Origin of the sequence: Flavobacterium sp. (assembly GCF_036405015.1) — a bacterium.
Classification (GTDB): Bacteria; Bacteroidota; Bacteroidia; order Flavobacteriales; family Flavobacteriaceae; genus Flavobacterium.
On record NZ_DASWYK010000047.1, the window covers coordinates 1 to 20258 of the forward strand.

Genomic DNA, 20258 nt, shown 5'->3' on the forward strand with positions numbered 1-20258 from the left:
GGAACCGATCACGGAACCGCCGCGCCAATGTTCATAATCGGAGGAAATAACAAAGGAACTATTTTAGGAAAAAATCCAAACCTAGCCGACTTAGACAACGGCGATTTAAAATACGAAATAGATTTTAGAAGTGTGTATGCGTCATTACTAAAACAAAAAATGGATTTTGATTATTCCAAAATCGGGATTACGAATAGACCAGTTTCTGGATTATTTTGAGGAATAGCCACGAATTCACGAATTTATTTTTTTTAAAATCTGTGCGGTTAATTGGTGAAATTAGAATTAATAATGATAACGATTTGATTTAAATTCGTGAATTCGTGGCAAAAAAAACTTAGCTCCTTATCTTCTCAGAACCTTAGAACCTCATTTTAATATTCTCATTTTAAGCCGATTTTTTTATATTATCATACAAAACCTGCTAAATTTGTTAAGAAATCCTTTTTTGTTTCATAAAATGCAATCTTTTTTTTGGTGCACTAAAAATAATTTATACATTCGCAGAGAATTTAAAAAATAACACAAACAAAATGGCAACTAACCGTTTTTATTTTAGCAACAACTTTTATTTCTTCTTTAGTAGAAGTCAGGATTGTGCTATGGTTATTTGAGATAAAATTTAAGACAAATAAAACTAATATACAATCCTGATGCAAATCAGGATTTTTTTTTGACTATATGACAACGAAAATTGCAATACAAGGTATAAAAGGATCATTTCATCATCAGGTTGTGAAAGAGTATTTCTCTGAAAATGTGGATATTGATGAGTGTTTATCTTTTGAAGAATTGATCGACAGCCTTATTGCCGGAAAATCTGATCAGGCTGTAATGGCGATCGAAAATTCAATTGCAGGTCCGATTATCCCAAATTATGCTTTGATTGACAAGAATAATTTGCACATTATTGGAGAGCATTATTTAAATATTCAGCAGAATTTAATGGCTTTAAAAGGTCAGAAAATTGAAGATATTAGAGAAGTTCATTCGCACCCAATGGCACTTTTGCAGTGTATGGATTTCTTGAAACAATATCCAAATATCAAATTGGTTGAGGATAAAGATACAGCGGAAACAGCAAGAAGAATTCAGGAAAAACAATTAACCGGAATTGCTGCAATTGCAAGCGAAACAGCAGCTGAAATGTACGATCTTGATATTATTGTATCATCGATTCAAACGATCAAAAACAATATGACTCGTTTCGTAATAATTAAAAAGCAAAATTCATTTTTGCCAGAAAGCGAAATCAACAGAGCATCTGTAAAATTTGAATTAGATCATAAAAGAGGAAGCTTAGCAGCAGTTTTGAATGTAATGAGCGACTGCAAATTGAATTTGACAAAAATCCAGTCGCTTCCAAAAATTGAAACACCTTGGAAATATTCCTTCTTCGTAGACGTAACATTTGAGAAATACGAAGATTTTGCAAAAGCCAAAGCGTTATTAAATATAATGGCAGAATATTTTAAAGTGTTGGGAGAATATAAAAATACGAAACCTTAAAGGAGTTATAAGTTAAGAGTTATAAGTTGGAAGCTTAAAGCTTATGGCCTAAAGCCTAAAGCAAAAAATTAAAAGCAATAAAAAAAATGATTACAACAGCAAAACGATTAGACACAGTTGAAGAATACTACTTCTCATTAAAACTAAGAGAAGTGAGACAACTAATGTCTGAAGGAAAATCGATCATCAATATGGGAATTGGAAGCCCTGATTTGAGTCCGTCGAAAGAAGTAATTGAAGCAGTAGCTTCAGCAATTCAGGACGAGAATGGGCATGGTTATCAAAGCTATCAAGGATTACCAGAAATGAGACAGGCGATGGCAGATTTTTATCAAAATCAGTTTGGTGTTGAAGTGAATCCGAATAATGAGATTTTACCGCTCATGGGTTCAAAAGAAGGAATAATGCATATTTCGCTTGCATTTTTAAATCCAGGCGATCACGTTTTAATTCCGAATCCGGGTTATCCAACTTATACTTCGGTAACCAATTTGGTAGAAGCAGTTCCGGTTTATTATGATTTGAAAGAAGAAAATGCATGGCAACCAGACTTCGAAGCTTTAGAAAAACTGGATCTTTCGAAAGTAAAATTAATGTGGCTGGGTTATCCGCACATGCCGACAGGAGCTAGAGGAAGTTTAGCGTTATTTGAAAAATTGGTTGCTTTTGCTAAAAAACACAACATATTATTGATAAATGATAATCCGTATAGTTTTGTTTTGAATGATAATCCGATGAGTTTATTGCAAGTTGAAGGCGCAAAAGATGTGGCTTTAGAATTAAACTCTTTAAGTAAAACATTCAACATGGCAGGCTGGAGAGTCGGAATGGTTTTAGGAAATCCTGAAATTATCGATGCGGTTCTAAAAGTAAAAAGCAACATGGACAGCGGAATGTTCTACGGAATCCAGAAAGGAGCAATTGCAGCTTTGAAATGTGATAAATCTTGGTTTGAAGATCAAAACAAAATTTACAAACGCCGTAGAGAATTGACTGAAAAGCTAGCAGAAAAATTAAACTGCAAAGTATATAAAGAAGGAGTTGGGCTTTTTGTCTGGGCCAAACTTCCAGAAGGAATAGAATCAGCAGAGAAGTTCATTGACGAAATATTATATGAGAAACATATTTTCATTACACCTGGAACCATTTTTGGAAGTAACGGCGAAGGTTATATCAGATTCTCATTGTGTGTAAAAGAAGAAAAAGTACAAGAAGCGATTGATCGATTTTAGAAATTTTAGATTTTAGAATGTAGATTTCAGATTTTTTGCCACAGTTTGTCATTTCGACGAAGGAGACCCGAGCGATAGCGAATTGGCGAAGCAAATCTCCGCAAGAAACTCGACAAAGATTGGAATTTGGAATTTTAAAATTTGGAATTTTTAGAAGCTATGCTTCTAAATAAGAAGAATATGAAAGTATACGTAATAGGAATAGGGTTAATAGGCGGTTCGATGGTGTTAGACATCAAAGAAAAACATCCGACTGCGACTATTTTCGGAATTGACAATAACGAAAAACATTTGCAGGAAGCAATTGATCTTGGCGTTATTGAAGAAGCGGGAAGCTTTGAAGGTTTGCAAAATGCAGATTTTGTAATCGTATCAGTTCCAGTAGATGTAGCGCTGACAGTTTTGCCTAAAGTTCTGGATGCTGTTGGAGACAAAACGATTGTCTTTGAAGTAGGATCGACCAAAAAACCAATTTGTGATGTGGTGGCCAATCATTCGAAAAGAAGAAATTTTATTGCCACGCATCCAATTGCAGGAACAGAGTTTTCTGGACCTTCAGCAGCAATAAAAGGTTTGTTTAACGGAAAAACAAACATTATTTGTGAAGTAGAAAAAACCGCTTTCAAATTGCAGGAAAAAGCGTTGCAGCTTTTCAGCGAAATCGGAATGAGAATTCGATATATGGATCCAGTTTCGCACGACAAACACATTGCTTACGTTTCGCATTTATCGCACATCAGTTCGTTTATGCTCGGAAAAACAGTAATGATCAAAGAAAAAGACGAACAGGATATTTTTGATATGGCGGGAAGTGGATTCGAAAGCACCGTGCGTCTGGCAAAAAGTTCACCCGCAATGTGGACACCGATTTTTAAACAAAACAAAGAATACGTTCTGGAAACCTTAGAAGGTTATATTGCAAATTTGACTCAGTTTAGAGATTTGCTGGCAGACGATAATTATAATGCCATTTTTGAAGAAATGGAAAGTGTAAATAAAATTAGAGAAATATTAAACGGAATAACAACAACTAAAAAATAAAAATTAAAATTAAGATGGAAAATAAAAAAGAAATGAGAAAGTGGTTAGAAGATTTCAATTTAAATCACCCACTTGTGATAGCTGGACCTTGTAGTGCAGAAACTGAAGATCAAGTTTTGAAAATCGCTCACGAATTAAAAGATTCAAAAGTTAGCGTATTCAGAGCTGGAATCTGGAAACCAAGAACGCGTCCGGGAGGATTTGAAGGTGTTGGTGAAATTGGATTAAAATGGTTACAAAAAGCTAAAGCTGAAACTGGTTTATTAATGGGAACTGAAGTTGCGACTGCAGCGCACTGTAAACTAGCTTTAGAACACGATATCGACGTATTATGGGTTGGTGCACGTACAACTGCAAACCCTTTCGCAGTTCAAGAAATTGCAGATACTTTAAAAGGAACTGATAAAATTGTTTTGGTGAAAAACCCAGTAAACCCAGATTTAGCTTTATGGTTAGGTGGTGTTGAGCGTTTACACATGGCTGGTATCGAGAAATTAGGTGTTATTCACAGAGGTTTCTCTACTTACGAAAAAACAAAATACAGAAACATTCCAGAATGGCAGATTGCTATCGAGTTACAAAACAAATTCCCTGATTTACCATTAATCATTGATCCATCTCACATTACTGGAGATCGTAAAATGATTTTCGAAGTAACTCAAGAGGCTTTAGACTTGAATTACGATGGTATGATCATCGAAACGCACTTCGATCCAGACAACGCTTGGTCTGATGCTGCGCAACAAGTAACTCCAGATGCTTTGAAGCAAATCATCAAAGATTTGACTATCAGAAAAACAGATGATACTACAGATGAGTACAGCCAAAAAATGACTAAACTAAGAGCTAACATCGACGTTCTAGATGCTAACTTATTAGAGTTATTAGGAAAACGTATGAAAGTGGCTGACGAAATCGGTCAGGTGAAAAAAGATGCAAACGTTGCAATTCTTCAAAACAACCGTTGGAACGAAATCTTAGGAAAAATGATTTTAGAAGGTGAGAAAAAAGGTCTTACTGAAGAATTCGTTTTAAGAATGTTCAAAGCAATTCACCAAGAAAGTATTGGTCACCAAGAGAAAATTTTCAACGCATAATTTTTTCTAAACCACATAAGTGATATAAGTTAATTTGAGTTTTATAAACTGTATTTTAAAGTTTTCTTATAGCATTAATTAAAAATAGATTGTTTTTTAAAATCCTCATCGCTTTGTAAAAGAAGTGTTGAGGATTTTTATTTTGATTGCACCCTAAATTTATATTCACTTATATAACTTATATGGTTTAAATTATTCATTTATCTTTGCAAAAGATTTGGGTTTTAATCTAAAATCTAAAATTTGCAATCTAAAATTAAAGAATGACAGGAACCGTTTATAAATCTACAGGAAGCTGGTACACCGTAAAATCTGAAAAAGGAGATTTTGTGGAATGCCGTATGAAAGGGAAATTCAGAATAAAAGGTATCAAAAGTACCAACCCAATTGCTGTAGGCGATATTGTCGATTATGACTTGGATGAAACTTCAGATGCTGTAACGGGAACGATTCATAACATCCACGAACGAAAAAACTACATTGTTCGTAAATCGGTTAACTTGTCTAAGCAGATTCATATTATTGCTTCCAATATCGATCAGGTTTTCTTGTTGATTACAATCGATAATCCGCCAACAACGACCAGTTTTATTGATCGTTTTTTGGTTACTGCGGAAGCATACGGAATCGAAGCAATTCTTGTTTTTAATAAAATCGATACTTTAACAGAACAGACTTTAGATGATCAGTTGTATTTGCAGCACATTTATTCTGAAATTGGATATAAATACCTTCGAATTTCATCAACAGAAAACAAAGGGGTTGACAAGCTTAAAGAAATGATGATTGGAAAAGTAAGCATGTTTTCGGGGCATTCTGGTGTTGGAAAATCAACATTGGTAAATGCTCTTGAACCAAGTCTTCATTTAAAAACCTCAGTAATTTCAGAACAAAGCAAACAAGGACAGCATACTACAACTTTTGCTGAAATGTATGATTTATCTTTTGATGCCCGAATTATAGATACACCAGGAATCAAAGGTTTCGGAATCGTTGACATGGAACCATCAGAAATCAGTGGTTACTTTCCAGAATTTTTCAGACTAAAGGATCAATGTAAGTTTAACAACTGTTTACATAAGGAAGAACCACATTGCGCTATTAAAGCAGCTTTAGAAAAAGACGAAATTGCTTGGTCACGCTACAATAGTTATCTTAAAATCCTTGAAGGTGATGAAGAACATTATCGTACGGATACTTATGGTGAAGATCGTGCGGCAAGTGATGAAACGAGAAAGTAATTGTGAATGGTTAACTATAAATTCCAATTTTTTAAATTCCAAATTCCAATTGAATAACGCAAAGTTTAGATTGTAGAGATGCACTGCAGTGCATCTAACGTTTAGAATGTAATCCGTAAAATCCATTAATCTGTGGGACAAAACCACAATTTAAATTATAATGAGAGTAGTTATCCAAAGAGTTTCTAAAGCATCTGTGACTGTAGATTCTAATATTGTTGCAGATATTCAAAAAGGTTTATTGGTTTTAGTCGGAATTGAAGATGCCGACACGCAGGAAGACATCGATTGGCTTGCTGGGAAAATCATAAAAATGAGAATTTTTGGAGACGAAAATGATGTTATGAACTGCTCGATTCAAGATATTGGCGGCGATATTATTGTTGTAAGTCAGTTTACACTTCATGCCTCTACAAAAAAAGGAAATCGTCCTTCCTATATCAAAGCTTCAAAACCAGATTTTGCAATTCCGACTTATGAAAACTTTGTTCAAACAATAGAAAAAGAGTTTGGAAAAAAAGTACAAACCGGAATTTTTGGTGCCGACATGAAAGTAAGTCTCCTAAATGATGGTCCTGTTACTATTTTAATAGACAGCAAAGACAGGGAGTAAAATTTCTTAAACAAATGTTAAGGATTTCTAAAAATAATATATATTTGGAGAAAATCCTTACTAATGAAAAACCTTTGTTGCGGAGTATTTTTTTTACTTTTCTTTGCTAATTCCTTTGCTCAAAAGAGCGATTTTTCTATTCTTAAAATTTCCGACAGTCTTAAAGAAAATGCGAATGCTGTTGTTCGTTTAGATCAAATGGATATTAATATTGCTTCTCAACGAAGTATGAATATTAAAAAACAGAGAATAGTTACTGTTTTAAATCAGAAAGGGTTAAATGAGATAGATGCTTACGAGTATTATGATAAAACTACCTCAATAAAAAGTATTGAAGCTGTTGTATATGATGCTTTCGGTAATGAAATCAAAAAGATAAAACGAAAGGATTTTAAAGATCAAAGCGCGGTAAGTGGCAGTACTCTTTTTTCGGATAATCGCGTACTTTATTTAGATTATACGCCAATTACATATCCATTTACAGTGGCGTATAGTAGCGAAAGCGAAACTTCAAACACAGCTTTTATACCTAGATGGTATTTTTTGAGCGGCTATAATGTAAGCGTAGAGAATTGCATTTTAAATGTGTCTTTTCCGAATAATTTAGGTTTTAAAAAGAAAGAATTTCATTTTTCAGATTTTAAAATAGAAAAGACTGTTGATAGCGATACCAAACTTAGTTATGTAGCACATAATATTTTAGCTCAAAAATCAGAAGATTATAGTCCTGCTCCCTCAGATCTCTATCCCAAAGTGATGATGGGGTTAGAGCATTTTCACTTAGAAGGAGTAGATGGCACAGCGACCACTTGGGAAGCTTTTGGAAAATGGTATGGCGACAAAATTCTAGCAGGAACAACTACTTTGCCAGAAGAAACTCAAACTAAGATCAAAGCTTTGGTTGGAAATGAAAAAGATCTTGTTAAAAAGACCAAAATCATTTATGACTTTGTTCAGAAAAAATCAAGATATGTCAATATAGCAGTAGGTATTGGCGGATGGAAACCTATGTTGGCTTCAGATGTAGATCGTTTAGGTTATGGAGATTGTAAAGCATTGTCTAATTATACAAAAGCACTTTTGCAGGTTGTAGATGTACCATCATATAATACTATTTTGTATGGCGATGGTTATAAATCAAATATTCAATCTGATTTTGTTTCCATGCAAGGCAATCATATGATTTTAGCAGTTCCAAATGGAGATAACTATATCTGGCTGGAATGCACAAGTCAAGATGATCCTTTTGGTTACCAAGGAACTTTTACAGACGATAGAGATGTTTTAGTTGTTAAACCCGAAGGAGGAGAAATTGTACGTACTAAAATCTATGAGGATAAAGGAAATACTCAAAGCGGAAAAGGAACTTATACCATTAATGAAAATGGTGATTTTTCAGGTGTTTTAAAAATAGCATCTCAAGGTACTAAATATGCTTCCAAATCTAGAGTTGAAACTTTACAGCCTCATGAAAAAGAGAAACACTACAAAGACTATTGGAACAATATCAACAATCTAAAGTTGGGGAAAATTAATTTTACCAATGATAAAGAGAATATTCAGTTTACGGAAGATGTTCAAATATCGGCATCCAATTATGGAGCGATTTCTGGAAATAAAATGATTTTTATTGTTGATGCTTTTAATCAAAATTCTGAAAATGTAAAGAGAATTAGAAATCGTAAAAGTCCATTCCAAATTCAGCGTGGTTATTTGGATACAGATGAAATCGAAATTAATCTTCCAACAGGTTTCAGTATTGAATTTCTGCCTCAAAACTATGAGCTGAAAGGGAAGTTTGGTGAATATAAAACCGAAATCATAAAAAATGATGCAAATAAACTGACTTATAAAAGATCTATGTTTTTAAACAAAGGAAAGTATTCTAACAAAGAATACGACGAATACCGATTGTTTATGGAACAAGTATCTAGAAATGATAATGCCAAAATAATACTATCCAGAAATTAAAACTAACCAAAAACTAACCAAAAATTACCAATGAAAATTATAAACCTTATTCGTTTGTCTGCATTTCTTTTGCTGACAACAAATTTAATTGCACAGGAATTTAAATTAGGAAAAGTTTCTGTTGCAGAGTTAGAACAGAAAGTACATCCTAAAGATACTTCAGCTGTTGCTGCTATTTTGTACAAAAAAGGTGTATCCAGAATGGAGTTCGATCAAAATGAAGGTTTTTATATGATGACTTATGTAGAAACCCGCATTAAAATTTATAAAAAAGAAGGTTATGAATGGGCCAATCAGAATGTTTGGTATTATAATACAAACAATCTTAAAGAAAAAGTCTTTTTTACAGATGCCGTTACTTATAATCTGGTTGATGGTAAAATAGAAAAAACAAAATTGAAAAGCGATGGATCTTTTGATGAGGTACTTTCTAAATTTAGAGGCCAAAAAAAGATCACAATGCCAAATGTAAAAGAAGGTTCTGTAATAGAATTTCGTTATACAATCAGATGTCCAAATGAAGGAATTATTCGTGATTGGGATTTTCAAAGTTCTATCCCTGTAAACTATTCTGAGTTTAAAGTAGCTTATCCAGAATATTATGTTTTTAAGCCCAGACAAAAAGGATACCTGTTTCCAAAAGTTATAACTTTAAAAGGGCCTAAATCAATTACGATATCCAGTAAAGAAAGAGGGAATGGATATGTTTCTAAAACTAGTTTTTCTACAGATAAAATCGATTATATTGAAACCGAAGTTACATATATAGCTCAGGATTATCCGGCATTGAAAGATGAAAGTTATGTCAATAACATCAATAATTACAATGCCAGTGTAGAACATGAGTTAGCATTAACACATTTTCCTAATAGCGGAATAAAAGAATATGCAACAGATTGGAATTCGGTTGTAAGAACAATTTACGAATACGAAGACTTTGGCCCCGAATTAAATAAAACAGGCTATTTTGAAGAAGATCTGAAGAAACTTTTGGCCGACAAAAAAACTCAAGACGAAAAAATTTGGGCCATATTGAATCATGTAAAATCCAATGTTAAATGGAATGGTTATATGGGTTACGGTTGCGATAATGGAGTTAAAAAGACTTATAAAGAGAAAACGGGAAATATTGCAGATATCAATTTAATGCTAACAGCAATGCTGCGTTATTCTGGTTTAACGGCAAATCCTGTGTTAGTAAGTACACGTTCTAACGGAATTGCACTCTTTCCAAACAGAAATGCTTTTAATTATGTGATTGCAGCAGTAGAAACTCCAAACGGGTTTATTTTATTAGACGCAAGCGATAAATATTCTACACCAAATATTCTTCCTTTTAGAACATTAAACTGGCTGGGAAGATTAATTAGAAAAGATGGATCTTCACAAGAAATAGATTTAATGCCTAAAAAAGCATCAAATGACATTGTTTTTATGAATTATGATATTGATGCTCAAGGAAAAGTTGCTGGAAAAACCAGAAGGCAATGTTCTGATTATAATGCGATGATTGCTAGAGGAAATTTTGAAAAGCTGAAAGAAGAAGAGTATTTGGAAAAACTAGAAAACAATAGTGGCAAAATCGAAATTAGCGAATATTCAAGAACAAATGAGAAGGATTTATTAGCTCCAACTGTTGAAACATATTCTTTTACAGGAAATAATTTATGTGAACTTATTGGAGATAAAATATATGTAAATCCGATGTTGTTTTTTACTCATGATAAAAATCCTTTTAAACAGGAAGTAAGAGAATATCCGGTAGATTTTGGCTATCCGTTTTTAGATAAGTATAATATCACAATTAAAATTCCTGATGGATTTACGGCTGAAACACTTCCAACTGCAGTGACTTTTAATATGGAGAATAATTTGGGAAGCTTTAAATTTAATATAGCAGCAAATGAAAATACGTTACAGCTAATTGTTGCACATCAAATTAATGAAGCCATCGTTACGACAGAACAATATGACATGTTAAAGGAGTTTTATAAAAGCTTAATTGCAAAGCAAACAGAAAAGATTGTTTTAAAACGTATTTAAGATGAAACAAAGATTTGTCCTAATTTGTATTGCATTATTTTGGAGTACAATAAACATCAATGCCCAAAAATATGAACTTGGAAAAGTAACTGTTGCCGAACTGCAAGAAAAAGTAAATCCTGCAGATTCTTCTGCACCTGCAGCCATTTTATTCAAAAAAGGAAAAACCGTTTTTTCTTATAATAACAAAGTGGGTTTTTCGGCTATTCATACTTATGAATTTAAAATTAAAATTTATAAAAAAGAAGGATTAAAATGGGCCGATCAAAAAGTACATTATTATGTGGGCTATCAAAACTTAAACGAAGATTTATTAGAGTTTTCGAATGTAGTGACTTATAATTTGGAAGATGGTAAAGTGATTAAAACCAAACTTGAAAGTCAGGGAGCATTTAAGAAAAAAATAAATGAGTACTGGAACGAAAAAACAATAACACTTCCTAATGTAAAAGTCGGATCCATTATTGAATATAAATATGTTTTAAAGTCAGAGAATATTGGTGAGTTTCCCGATTTTGATTTTCAATTTGACATTCCAGTAAATTATTTTGAGTATAAAACAGAGTTTCCAGAATTTTACATTTATAAAACTCTTTTGGTTGGGAAAAACAAAATAGAAAGTGACTCAAAGCTTACAAATGGTAATCAAAGTTTTGATAATGATTATGGGCAGACTCGAAGTTTAACGTACAAACAAATTGATGCTTTCTATTCTGGAAAAAATATTCCAGCTTTACTAGAAGAACCCTATGTTAATAATATTGAAAACTATAGAGGATCGATTAAACACGAGCTAGAACGCATTCGAATGCCAGAGCAACCCGTTAAAGATTTTACAATTACTTGGGAAGGCGTTGCGACCTCTATTTTTAAGGATGATGATTTTGGAAAAGAACTTAATAAAAAAGATTTTCTGCTAGAAGACGTCAAAAAACTGTTGACAAATGTTGAGTCTTTAGAAGAAAGAACCAATATCATTTTTAAGTTCGTTCAAAGCAAGATGAACTGGAACGAGATGAATAGTTGTTTCTCAAAAAAGGGAATCGAAAAAGCATACAAAGATCAGACTGGAAATGTAGCTGAGATTAATTTTATATTAATTAATATGCTTAAATTGGCGGGAGTAGATGCCAATCCGGTTTTGGTAAGTACTATTGAAAATGGTATACCGGTTTATCCAACAAGAACAGGATTTAATTATTTGATTGCATGTGCAGAAATAAACGGAAAACAAATCCTGCTTGATGCTTCTAGAAAATATACTTCACCAAACATACTTCCGTTGAATATCTTAAACTGGAAAGGAAGATTGATTAAAAGTAATGGTGTTTCTAACGAAATTGCTCTGGTTCCTACTACAACATCTAAAGAAAATGTGAGTATTACCTCTGTCATAAATGCCAACGGAAAAATAGATGGTAAAATCAGAATTCATCGTACAGACTATGATGCATATAGGTTCCGAATTCAGAATGCTACTAAAAATCAGGAGAGTTATATCGAAAAACTTGAGCAACAGTTGGGCGATTTAAAAGTTTCAGATTATTCTATCACTAATAAAACGACTAATCTTTCAGATCCAATTATAGAAACATTTGCTTTTGAAACTGATAATTTTGTAGAAAGCATAGGCGGAAAATTATTTATAAATCCGATGTTGTTTTATGCAAAAAGTAAAAATCCTTTTACGCAGGAAAAAAGGCAAATGGGAATTTATTTTGGTTACCCAAGTCAGGAAAAATATCTTATTAATTTTGAAATTCCAGAAGGTTATGTTGTTGAAACACTTCCAGCACCGGCAAGATATTCGCTTCAAGATAGTTCTATTGCCTTAATGATGAATATCCGAAATGATGGAAATAAAATACAATTTAGTTTTTCTAAAGACATAAACGGTAGTATTTTTGCGGCAGAAGACTATGAATCTTTGAAAATGCTTTTTCAAAAGATGATCATAAGTCTTGATCAAAAAATTGTTCTAAAAAAAGTTTAAAAAATGGATTTGAAAAACGCACAGTTAGACGTAGATACCTGGATAAAAGAACATGGTGTTCGTTATTTTAACGAATTAACCAATATGGCACAACTTACAGAAGAAGTTGGTGAAGTAGCCAGAATTATTGCACGTCGTTATGGAGAACAATCGGAAAAAGAAAGCGATAAAAATAAAGATTTAGGAGAAGAATTAGCTGATGTTGTATTTGTAGTTTTATGTCTAGCCAATCAAACGGGAATCGATTTACAAGCTGCTTTTGATAAAAAAATGGACTTGAAATCGGTTAGAGACAAAGATCGTCACAAAAACAACGATAAATTGAAATAATTGTGAAATTTTAACACAGATTTTGATTTACGGGCGAGGAGTGGTAAATTGCACGCTTGGATTATGTCACTCATAATTCGCAACTCATAACTAATATCATGAATTTAAAATTAAGCACGAATTCAATATTCACTATTGATGATTCGCAACTCAATATCACAGGTTCTAAAAGTGAAACCAATCGCTTATTATTACTAAAAGCATTATTTCCAAATATTACTTTAGCCAATACTTCAAACTCAGATGACAGCGAAGTAATGCAGAAAGCATTAATTGGTAATGACGAAATTGTAGACATTCATCACGCAGGAACTGCGATGCGTTTTTTAACGGCTTATTTTTCTGTTAACGAAGGAAGAGAAGTAGTTTTGACGGGATCAAGTAGAATGCAGGAACGTCCAATCAAAATTTTGGTTGAAGCTTTGGCTCAGTTAGGAGTTGAGATTTCGTATGAAAAAGAAGTTGGTTATCCGCCAATTCGAATCAAAGGGAAAAAAGTTACGGCTTCAAAAGTAAATTTGGCAGCCAATGTGAGCAGTCAATATATTTCGGCACTTTTATTAGTGGCTTCAAAATTGGATAATGGTTTAGAACTGACGTTAGAAGGTGAAATTACTTCAATTCCTTATATCAAAATGACTTTGGCTTTGCTAAATGATTTAGATATTAAAACTAGTTTTGAAGGAAATGTAATTAAAGTATTTCCTAAAGAAGCAGTCGAATCGAAAGAAATGGTTGTAGAATCTGACTGGAGTTCGGCATCTTATTTCTTTAGTTTAGTGGCTTTGTCAGATGCTGCAAAAATAACATTGAGCAGTTATAAAGAAAACAGTCTTCAAGGAGATTCAGAATTAGTTTCTCTTTATCAAAAAATGGGTGTAAAAACTACTTTTCAAGGTAATAAAATGACATTGGAGAAAGTAGCAGGATTCAACTATCAAGATGTAAATTTTGAATTGAATAATACACCAGATATTGCGCAGACGATTGTAGTAACGTGTTTAGGTTTAGGAATCGGATGCCACTTAACAGGACTTCATACTTTAAAAATAAAAGAAACAGATCGTCTAGAAGCTTTAAAAACGGAGCTGACTAAATTAGGAGCAAATATTTCTGTGACTAATGATAGTTTGACTTTAGTAAAATCAGACGATATAAAACATGATATTCATATTGCAACTTACAATGATCACAGAATGGCAATGGCATTTGCGCCGCTTGCTATTAAAGTTCCAATTATTATTGATGATGCAGAAGTAGTTTCAAAATCATACCCAGATTTCTGGAACGATTTGAAAGCTTTGAATTTCCAAATTACTGAATTGTAAATTTGAACCATATAAGTTATATAAGTTCATTTAAATAAAAGTTAATTTCAAAGCTTGTAAAAAGGGCTTGAATTTCCAAATTATAGAATTGCAAAATTTGAACCATATAAGTTATATAAGTTCATTTAAATAAAAGCTGATTTAAAAGCTAGTAAAACATAGCCTCTGGTTTCAACCAGAGGTTTTTTTATATGGAGTTTTAAATTAATCAAAAAGTTACTAAACCTGACAGGTTTTTAAAACCTGACAGGTTTAAACAGGATACTAATATTAACTTATATAACTTATATGGTTGAAAAATTTACTATTTTGCTTCAAAAAAGTTAAAATTAATTTAAATATTCGGTTTTTAACCCATTCAGAAACATCACAAAATCAAGGACTTTTGAAAATAAACGTCAAAACACTTGACAACGCCTATCTCACAATCGTATATTTGCAGTCGATTTAAAATTTTAGATAAAAAAGTCTAAGATTGATATTTTAAAATCTAACTTCAAATATGAAATTATCACACTTCAATTTCAATTTACCGAAAGAACTTTTGGCTGAATTTCCAGCAGAAAACAGAGATGAATCTCGTTTAATGGTAATTGACCGTAAAAAAAATACGATCGAACATAAAATGTTTAAAGACGTAATCAACTATTTTGATGACGGAGACGTTTTAATTCTTAACAATACAAAAGTTTTCCCTGCACGTTTGTATGGAAACAAAGAAAAAACTGGAGCTAGAATTGAGGTTTTCTTATTAAGAGAATTAAATTCTGAGCAAAGACTTTGGGATGTTTTAGTTGATCCAGCTAGAAAAATCCGTATTGGTAACAAACTTTACTTTGGTGATGACGATTCATTAGTGGCTGAGGTAATCGATAATACAACTTCTCGTGGTAGAACATTACGTTTCTTATATGATGGATCTTACGAAGAATTCAGAAACAAATTGACAGAACTTGGAGAAACTCCAATTCCTAAATACATCAACAGAGACGTAACTCCAGAAGATGCTGAAAGATACCAAACAATCTACGCAAAAGAAGAAGGAGCTGTAGCGGCGCCAACTGCTGGTTTACACTTCTCTAAACACCTTTTGAAAAAATTAGAAATCAAAGGAGTTAATTTTGCTGAGGTAACTTTACACGTTGGTTTAGGAACTTTCAATCCAGTTGAGGTTGAAGATTTATCTAAACACAAAATGGATTCTGAGGAATTAATCATTACTCAAGAAGCTTGTGATATTGTAAACGAAGGAAAAGCAAAGAAAAAACGTATTTGTGCTGTAGGAACAACTTCTATGCGTGCAATCGAAAGTTCTGTTTCTTCTGCTAATACTTTAAATCCTTACGAAGGATGGACAAATAAATTTATTTTCCCTCCTCACGATTTTAGTATTGCAAACTGTATGATTACAAACTTCCACACACCAAAATCAACATTATTAATGATGATTTCTGCTTTCTGTGGACACGATTTAATGAAAAAAGCATACGAAGAAGCAATCAAAGAAGGATACAAATTCTATTCTTACGGAGATGCAATGTTAATTCTTTAATTAGGAATTAATTTTCAAGATATGAACCCGATAGTTTTTAGAAGCTATCGGGTTTTCTGTTTTTTAAATCGTTCGTAAAGATTTTATTTAGCCACAGATTATATGGATTAACACAGATTAAAAAAAAACTCTTAATCTGTGGCTAACTTTTTATATAATAATTTTGCATTTTATTCGGAACATAGCCCAATGTTTGATCCTTGGGTATGTGTCGTGTTCCAATCTTTGTGTACCCAAGGTTAAAACCTTGGGCTATATTTTATTTCGAATTCGGAAAAATGTTTTAAGACAAGGCTTTGCGAACTTTAAGTTTATAAACGTCAACCCTGATAAAAAATCTTTGCGAACTTTGCGGTTAAAAACACACAATGCATGTCGCCATGAAACAAAACAAACAAAATTTGTTATTTTAGCAAGCAAAACAAAAAACAATGACTTTTCAAAATACACGCGAATTTGCACGAGAGCTAGATTCGAAAGATCAATTAAACCAGTATCAAGAACAATTTATTTTTCCTAAAGTAAATGACAAAAGAGTAATTTACTTTACAGGAAATTCATTAGGATTACAACCAAAACGCACCAAAGCTTATATTGACGAAGTAATGAATGACTGGGCAGAATTGGCTGTTGAAGGTCATTTTTATGCCGAAAAACCTTGGTGGGATTATCAGGAAAGATTTGCAGAACCTTTAAGTAAAATTGTGGGAGCGCTTCCGTCAGAAGTTACGGTTATGAATACTTTGACGGTGAATCTTCATTTATTGATGGTTTCCTTCTATCAGCCAAAAGGAAAACGATATAAAATTATCTGCGAAGAAAAAGCTTTTCCGTCAGATCAATATATGTTTCAAAGTCAGGTTAATTTTCATGGATATAAACCAGAAGATGCAATTGTAGAAATCAAACGTAGAGAAGGAGAACACAATATTCGCTTAGAAGATGTTTTAGCAAAAATTGAAGAAGTTGGCGATGAATTGGCTTTGGTTTTAATTGGGGGAGTAAATTATTATACAGGACAAGTTTTTGATATTAAAACGATAACTGCTGCAGGACAAAAAGCGGGAGCAAAAGTAGGTTGGGATTTAGCGCATGCTGCCGGAAACATCAAATTGGAACTTCACGATTGGAATGTCGATTTTGCGGCTTGGTGCAGCTATAAATATATGAATTCAGGTCCTGGAAATGCTTCTGGCTGTTTCGTACACGAAAAACATCATAATTCAGATTTGCCAAGATTCGCAGGTTGGTGGGGACACAACAAAGAACGCCGTTTTAAAATGGAGCCAAACTTCGATCCCGTTCACGGAGCAGATGGTTGGCAGATTAGTAATCTTCCGGTTCTTTCATTAGCGCCTTATTTGGCTTCGGTAGAAATGTTTGCTGAGGTTGGAATGGATGCTTTAATTGCAAAACGAGATCATATTACATCTTATCTAGAATTTATTCTTCACGAAATTGATAAAGAAGTAGAAAGTACTTTCGAAATTATCACACCTTCAAACCCAGAAGAAAGAGCATCTCAATTGTCTGTTTTTCTACATGGAGAAGGAAGAGCTTTATTCGATTATTTAATGAAAAACGGAGTCATTACAGACTGGCGCGAACCGAATGTAATTCGTTTAGCACCAGTTCCGTTATATTGTTCTTACGAAGATATGTACGACTTTGGACAAATCCTGAAAAAAGGAATTTTAGGAAAGTAAAAAATATTTCTCGCAAGGACGCTAAGGCGCAAAGTTTTTTTTGAACCATATAAGTAATATAAGATATTTTAAGTTTTTTCTTAATTGAACTTATATTACTTATATGGTTATTTTTTTTAATTAAACTTTGCGCCTTAGCGCCTTTTCGAGATTTCTATAGGCGAAATTTACTTGAAAGAATATTCTTTATCTTAATTTTATAACCTTTCAAAAGAATTCTGTAACAATGGATATAGCAGATATTTCGTAATTTGTAGTGTATAATTTTTAAAAACCACAATCATGAAAGGCTTATATGTTTTATTAGCAGCGATACTTTTAACTTCTTGTCAACATCAAAGTAAAGAAGATATAAATAAAGCCAAACAAGCCAGTATTGATTCAATGAAAGTTGAGATTAACAAGCAACGAGTTATCGATTCAATGAAGACTGAAATGGCTAAGATAAAAGAAGAGCAAAAAGTTGAATCTGAAAAAGAAAAAGTTGTTGTTGTGCATCAGCAGGCAGCAAATGGAAATACGACAGCAACAACAACCACAACTACTAAGAAAAAAGGTTGGAGTGCAACTGCTAAAGGTGCCGTAATTGGTGCCGGAGTTGGAGCTGCAACAGGAGCAATTGTCAGCAAGAAAAAAGGTGAAGGAGCTATTATCGGTGGATTAGCTGGTGCTGCTTTAGGAACCGGAACTGGAGCTGTAATTGACAGTAAGAATAAAAAGAAAGAATAATAATTTCTTATCAATAAAAACAAACCCCAAATTAGAAATAATTTGGGGTTTTCAATTTTAAACCAACTCTGAAACGGGAATTTTAATATCAACTAATTCTGATTTACAAGAATCGAGTTGATCAATATCACCCTGAAAGACCGGCGTCGATTCAAATAAATTTTTATAATACTCAATTCCATCTAACAGATTAGATTTAAAAGTATTCCATTTTTTTTGCTGTGCGGTAGAAAGCTCTTCCGATATAGATTGAATTTCATTTCTGAAATAGGTAATGTACATTTTTAACTCCTTAATAAACAAGTTCGGACGATTTGTTCTAATAACCGATTTTCCTTGGTAAATATGCTGTATCATATCTTTCAAAGAAACTTCCTGATCAAAATAAGCCAAGTTTGGTCCTGGACAAATTACAACCCCTTGTGCCTGACCTTTTACTTTTATATCATTTTCTAGATAAGATGCATTTGCCAAACCAACACACAAACAAGATTTCTCCGTGATTTTGATTTTACTCTTTTCAAATTCATCAACAGATAATGAATCTTTTTTTGCTTCTAATTCTTCTAGTTTTATATCCTGATATTTTTTAGAAGCTGTGCAAATTCCGTGTGGATCGTATTCTTTGCTTAATGCCAAAAATTTCTTTGGACAAGAACTTCCTGCTTTGTTTTCGTGAATTCTTTTTTGTTTTAAAAATTCATTTGTTGTGCCTTTCAAAGTATTAAACGGAACTCCCAAAGGCGAAATGTTACTTAAGTAAAAATCATCTTCTTTGGCATTCATCAATAAATTACGAGTTTCCTTATCTACAGAAGTTGCTTCGGGAACTAGTAAAAATGGAGAACCCCAGCCGACAGAATCGACATTGTATTCGTCTAGTAAAAATTCATGTTCTGCTGAAGTTCCAACGCCACCTTGAACTGTAATTTTTATTTCTAAAGGATTTTCAGGAATATGCTGATTTTTGGTTTGTAAGGCCTTAATCATTAAATCGTGAGCAGATTGTACCAGTTGTTCTTTTTTCTGCTTGAATTCTTCTAAAATGGTGCCCAATAAGAGTCCGTCGGTTGCGAAAGCGTGTCCGCCGCAGTTTAATCCCGATTCAATTCGGTATTCAGAAACCCAAAGTCCTTTTTTCGCTAAGAAATTTCCCTGAATCATTGCCGATCTAAAATCGCTTACTTTTAAGATGATTTTCTTTCTCAATTCATTGTTTTCATTTGGAAAAAAATCTTTGAAATTTTCGAAGTAACCAAACAATCTAGGATTCATTCCGGCAGAAAGTACAACAGAAGATTCTAAATTACTATTCGCAAAACCTCTTAAAGCCGCATGAGCATCGTTAAATTCAATTGGAAGCTGTTCGTTTTTGATAAAATTATCTTTGTCCAATTTCGTCATAATGTTCACATCAATTTCTCCTGGAAAAAGATGTGTTTCAATATACTGTTGGATGTTTTCTTTAAAAGCAATTCCATCATCCAATAAATTCTGAAATCCTTTTTTAATATCAGAAGTATTAGGTAACATCGACATGAAATTATCCAAAGCAGTTTTGCTTTCGGCCAATTCAGTTTTAAAATTTTCGAATTTTTCTTTTACAATTTTATCGACTAAATTTAAGTAAGAAGTGATTCTTTCAGCACGATAATCGTGAAATTTTTGTGTGATTTCTTCGTAAGGAATATTGAATTTAGTGCTGTAAAAATTACGCATTTTCTCAATCAAGTCATCATCAGCGAGAGCAATAACAGACGAAATTCCGTACTGCGCCACGCGAATTGGACTGTCAATTGTATATGCAAGACCCATTACCGGAATGTGAAAGGTATGTAAAGGTGTTTTTGCCATTTGTTTTTAGATTAAAATA

Annotated in this window: 15 protein-coding genes and 1 pseudogene; 15 read left to right on the forward strand and 1 reads right to left on the reverse strand. The window is 32.9% G+C overall.

Annotation, left to right across the window (positions count from 1 at the left end; genetic code table 11):
- From VGE71_RS03760 to VGE71_RS03830, 15 genes and pseudogenes are all read left to right on the forward strand, one after another.
- Nucleotides 1-219, forward strand: a pseudogene (locus VGE71_RS03760) (Twin-arginine translocation pathway signal sequence domain protein precursor); the annotation flags it as partial.
- A gap of 462 nt (nt 220-681) precedes the next feature.
- The gene (locus VGE71_RS03765; RefSeq protein ID WP_331137102.1) at nt 682-1509 is read left to right on the forward strand and encodes a prephenate dehydratase; all 828 of its coding nucleotides are present in this window, start codon (nt 682-684) and stop codon (nt 1507-1509) included.
- Between the two features lie 86 nt (nt 1510-1595).
- Entirely contained in the window at nt 1596-2741 is a 1146-nt protein-coding gene (locus VGE71_RS03770; protein ID WP_331137103.1) for a pyridoxal phosphate-dependent aminotransferase, read from the forward strand.
- Between the two features lie 180 nt (nt 2742-2921).
- Nucleotides 2922-3782: a prephenate dehydrogenase gene (locus tag VGE71_RS03775; protein WP_331137104.1), complete on the forward strand. Its 861-nt coding sequence runs from the start codon at nt 2922-2924 to the stop codon at nt 3780-3782.
- A 14-nt stretch (nt 3783-3796) separates the two neighbouring features.
- Complete coding sequence (locus VGE71_RS03780; protein WP_053472520.1) at nt 3797-4879, forward strand: bifunctional 3-deoxy-7-phosphoheptulonate synthase/chorismate mutase type II; 1083 nt, start codon at nt 3797-3799, stop codon at nt 4877-4879.
- A 263-nt stretch (nt 4880-5142) separates the two neighbouring features.
- Nucleotides 5143-6120, forward strand: coding sequence for a ribosome small subunit-dependent GTPase A (rsgA, locus tag VGE71_RS03785; RefSeq protein ID WP_331137105.1), 978 nt, complete (start codon nt 5143-5145; stop codon nt 6118-6120).
- A 160-nt stretch (nt 6121-6280) separates the two neighbouring features.
- The gene (gene dtd, locus VGE71_RS03790; RefSeq protein WP_331137106.1) at nt 6281-6733 is read left to right on the forward strand and encodes a D-aminoacyl-tRNA deacylase; all 453 of its coding nucleotides are present in this window, start codon (nt 6281-6283) and stop codon (nt 6731-6733) included.
- Nucleotides 6734-6796: 63 nt separating this feature from the next.
- Entirely contained in the window at nt 6797-8704 is a 1908-nt protein-coding gene (locus VGE71_RS03795; protein WP_331137107.1) for a DUF3857 domain-containing protein, read from the forward strand.
- Between the two features lie 30 nt (nt 8705-8734).
- Nucleotides 8735-10747 carry a DUF3857 domain-containing protein gene (locus VGE71_RS03800; protein ID WP_331137108.1) on the forward strand — a complete coding sequence of 671 codons (2013 nt, stop codon included), beginning with the start codon at nt 8735-8737 and terminating at the stop codon, nt 10745-10747.
- A 1-nt stretch (nt 10748) separates the two neighbouring features.
- A complete protein-coding gene (locus tag VGE71_RS03805; protein WP_331137109.1) occupies nt 10749-12740 on the forward strand; it encodes a DUF3857 domain-containing protein in 1992 nt (663 codons plus the stop codon).
- Between the two features lie 3 nt (nt 12741-12743).
- A complete protein-coding gene (locus VGE71_RS03810; protein WP_012022600.1) occupies nt 12744-13070 on the forward strand; it encodes a nucleotide pyrophosphohydrolase in 327 nt (108 codons plus the stop codon).
- Between the two features lie 98 nt (nt 13071-13168).
- On the forward strand, nt 13169-14398 hold the full coding sequence (locus VGE71_RS03815; RefSeq protein ID WP_331137110.1) for a 3-phosphoshikimate 1-carboxyvinyltransferase: 1230 nt from the start codon (nt 13169-13171) through the stop codon (nt 14396-14398).
- Nucleotides 14399-14900: 502 nt separating this feature from the next.
- On the forward strand, nt 14901-15950 hold the full coding sequence (gene queA, locus VGE71_RS03820; protein ID WP_109190745.1) for a tRNA preQ1(34) S-adenosylmethionine ribosyltransferase-isomerase QueA: 1050 nt from the start codon (nt 14901-14903) through the stop codon (nt 15948-15950).
- A 431-nt stretch (nt 15951-16381) separates the two neighbouring features.
- Nucleotides 16382-17656: a kynureninase gene (gene kynU / locus VGE71_RS03825; protein WP_331137111.1), complete on the forward strand. Its 1275-nt coding sequence runs from the start codon at nt 16382-16384 to the stop codon at nt 17654-17656.
- A gap of 282 nt (nt 17657-17938) precedes the next feature.
- Complete coding sequence (locus tag VGE71_RS03830) at nt 17939-18385, forward strand: YMGG-like glycine zipper-containing protein (protein WP_144217381.1); 447 nt, start codon at nt 17939-17941, stop codon at nt 18383-18385.
- A 57-nt stretch (nt 18386-18442) separates the two neighbouring features.
- Here the strand turns inward: VGE71_RS03830 and VGE71_RS03835 are convergent, their stop codons facing one another.
- Nucleotides 18443-20239, reverse strand: coding sequence for a hypothetical protein (locus VGE71_RS03835; protein WP_331137112.1), 1797 nt, complete (start codon nt 20237-20239; stop codon nt 18443-18445).
- Between the last annotated feature and the right edge of the window lie 19 nt (nt 20240-20258).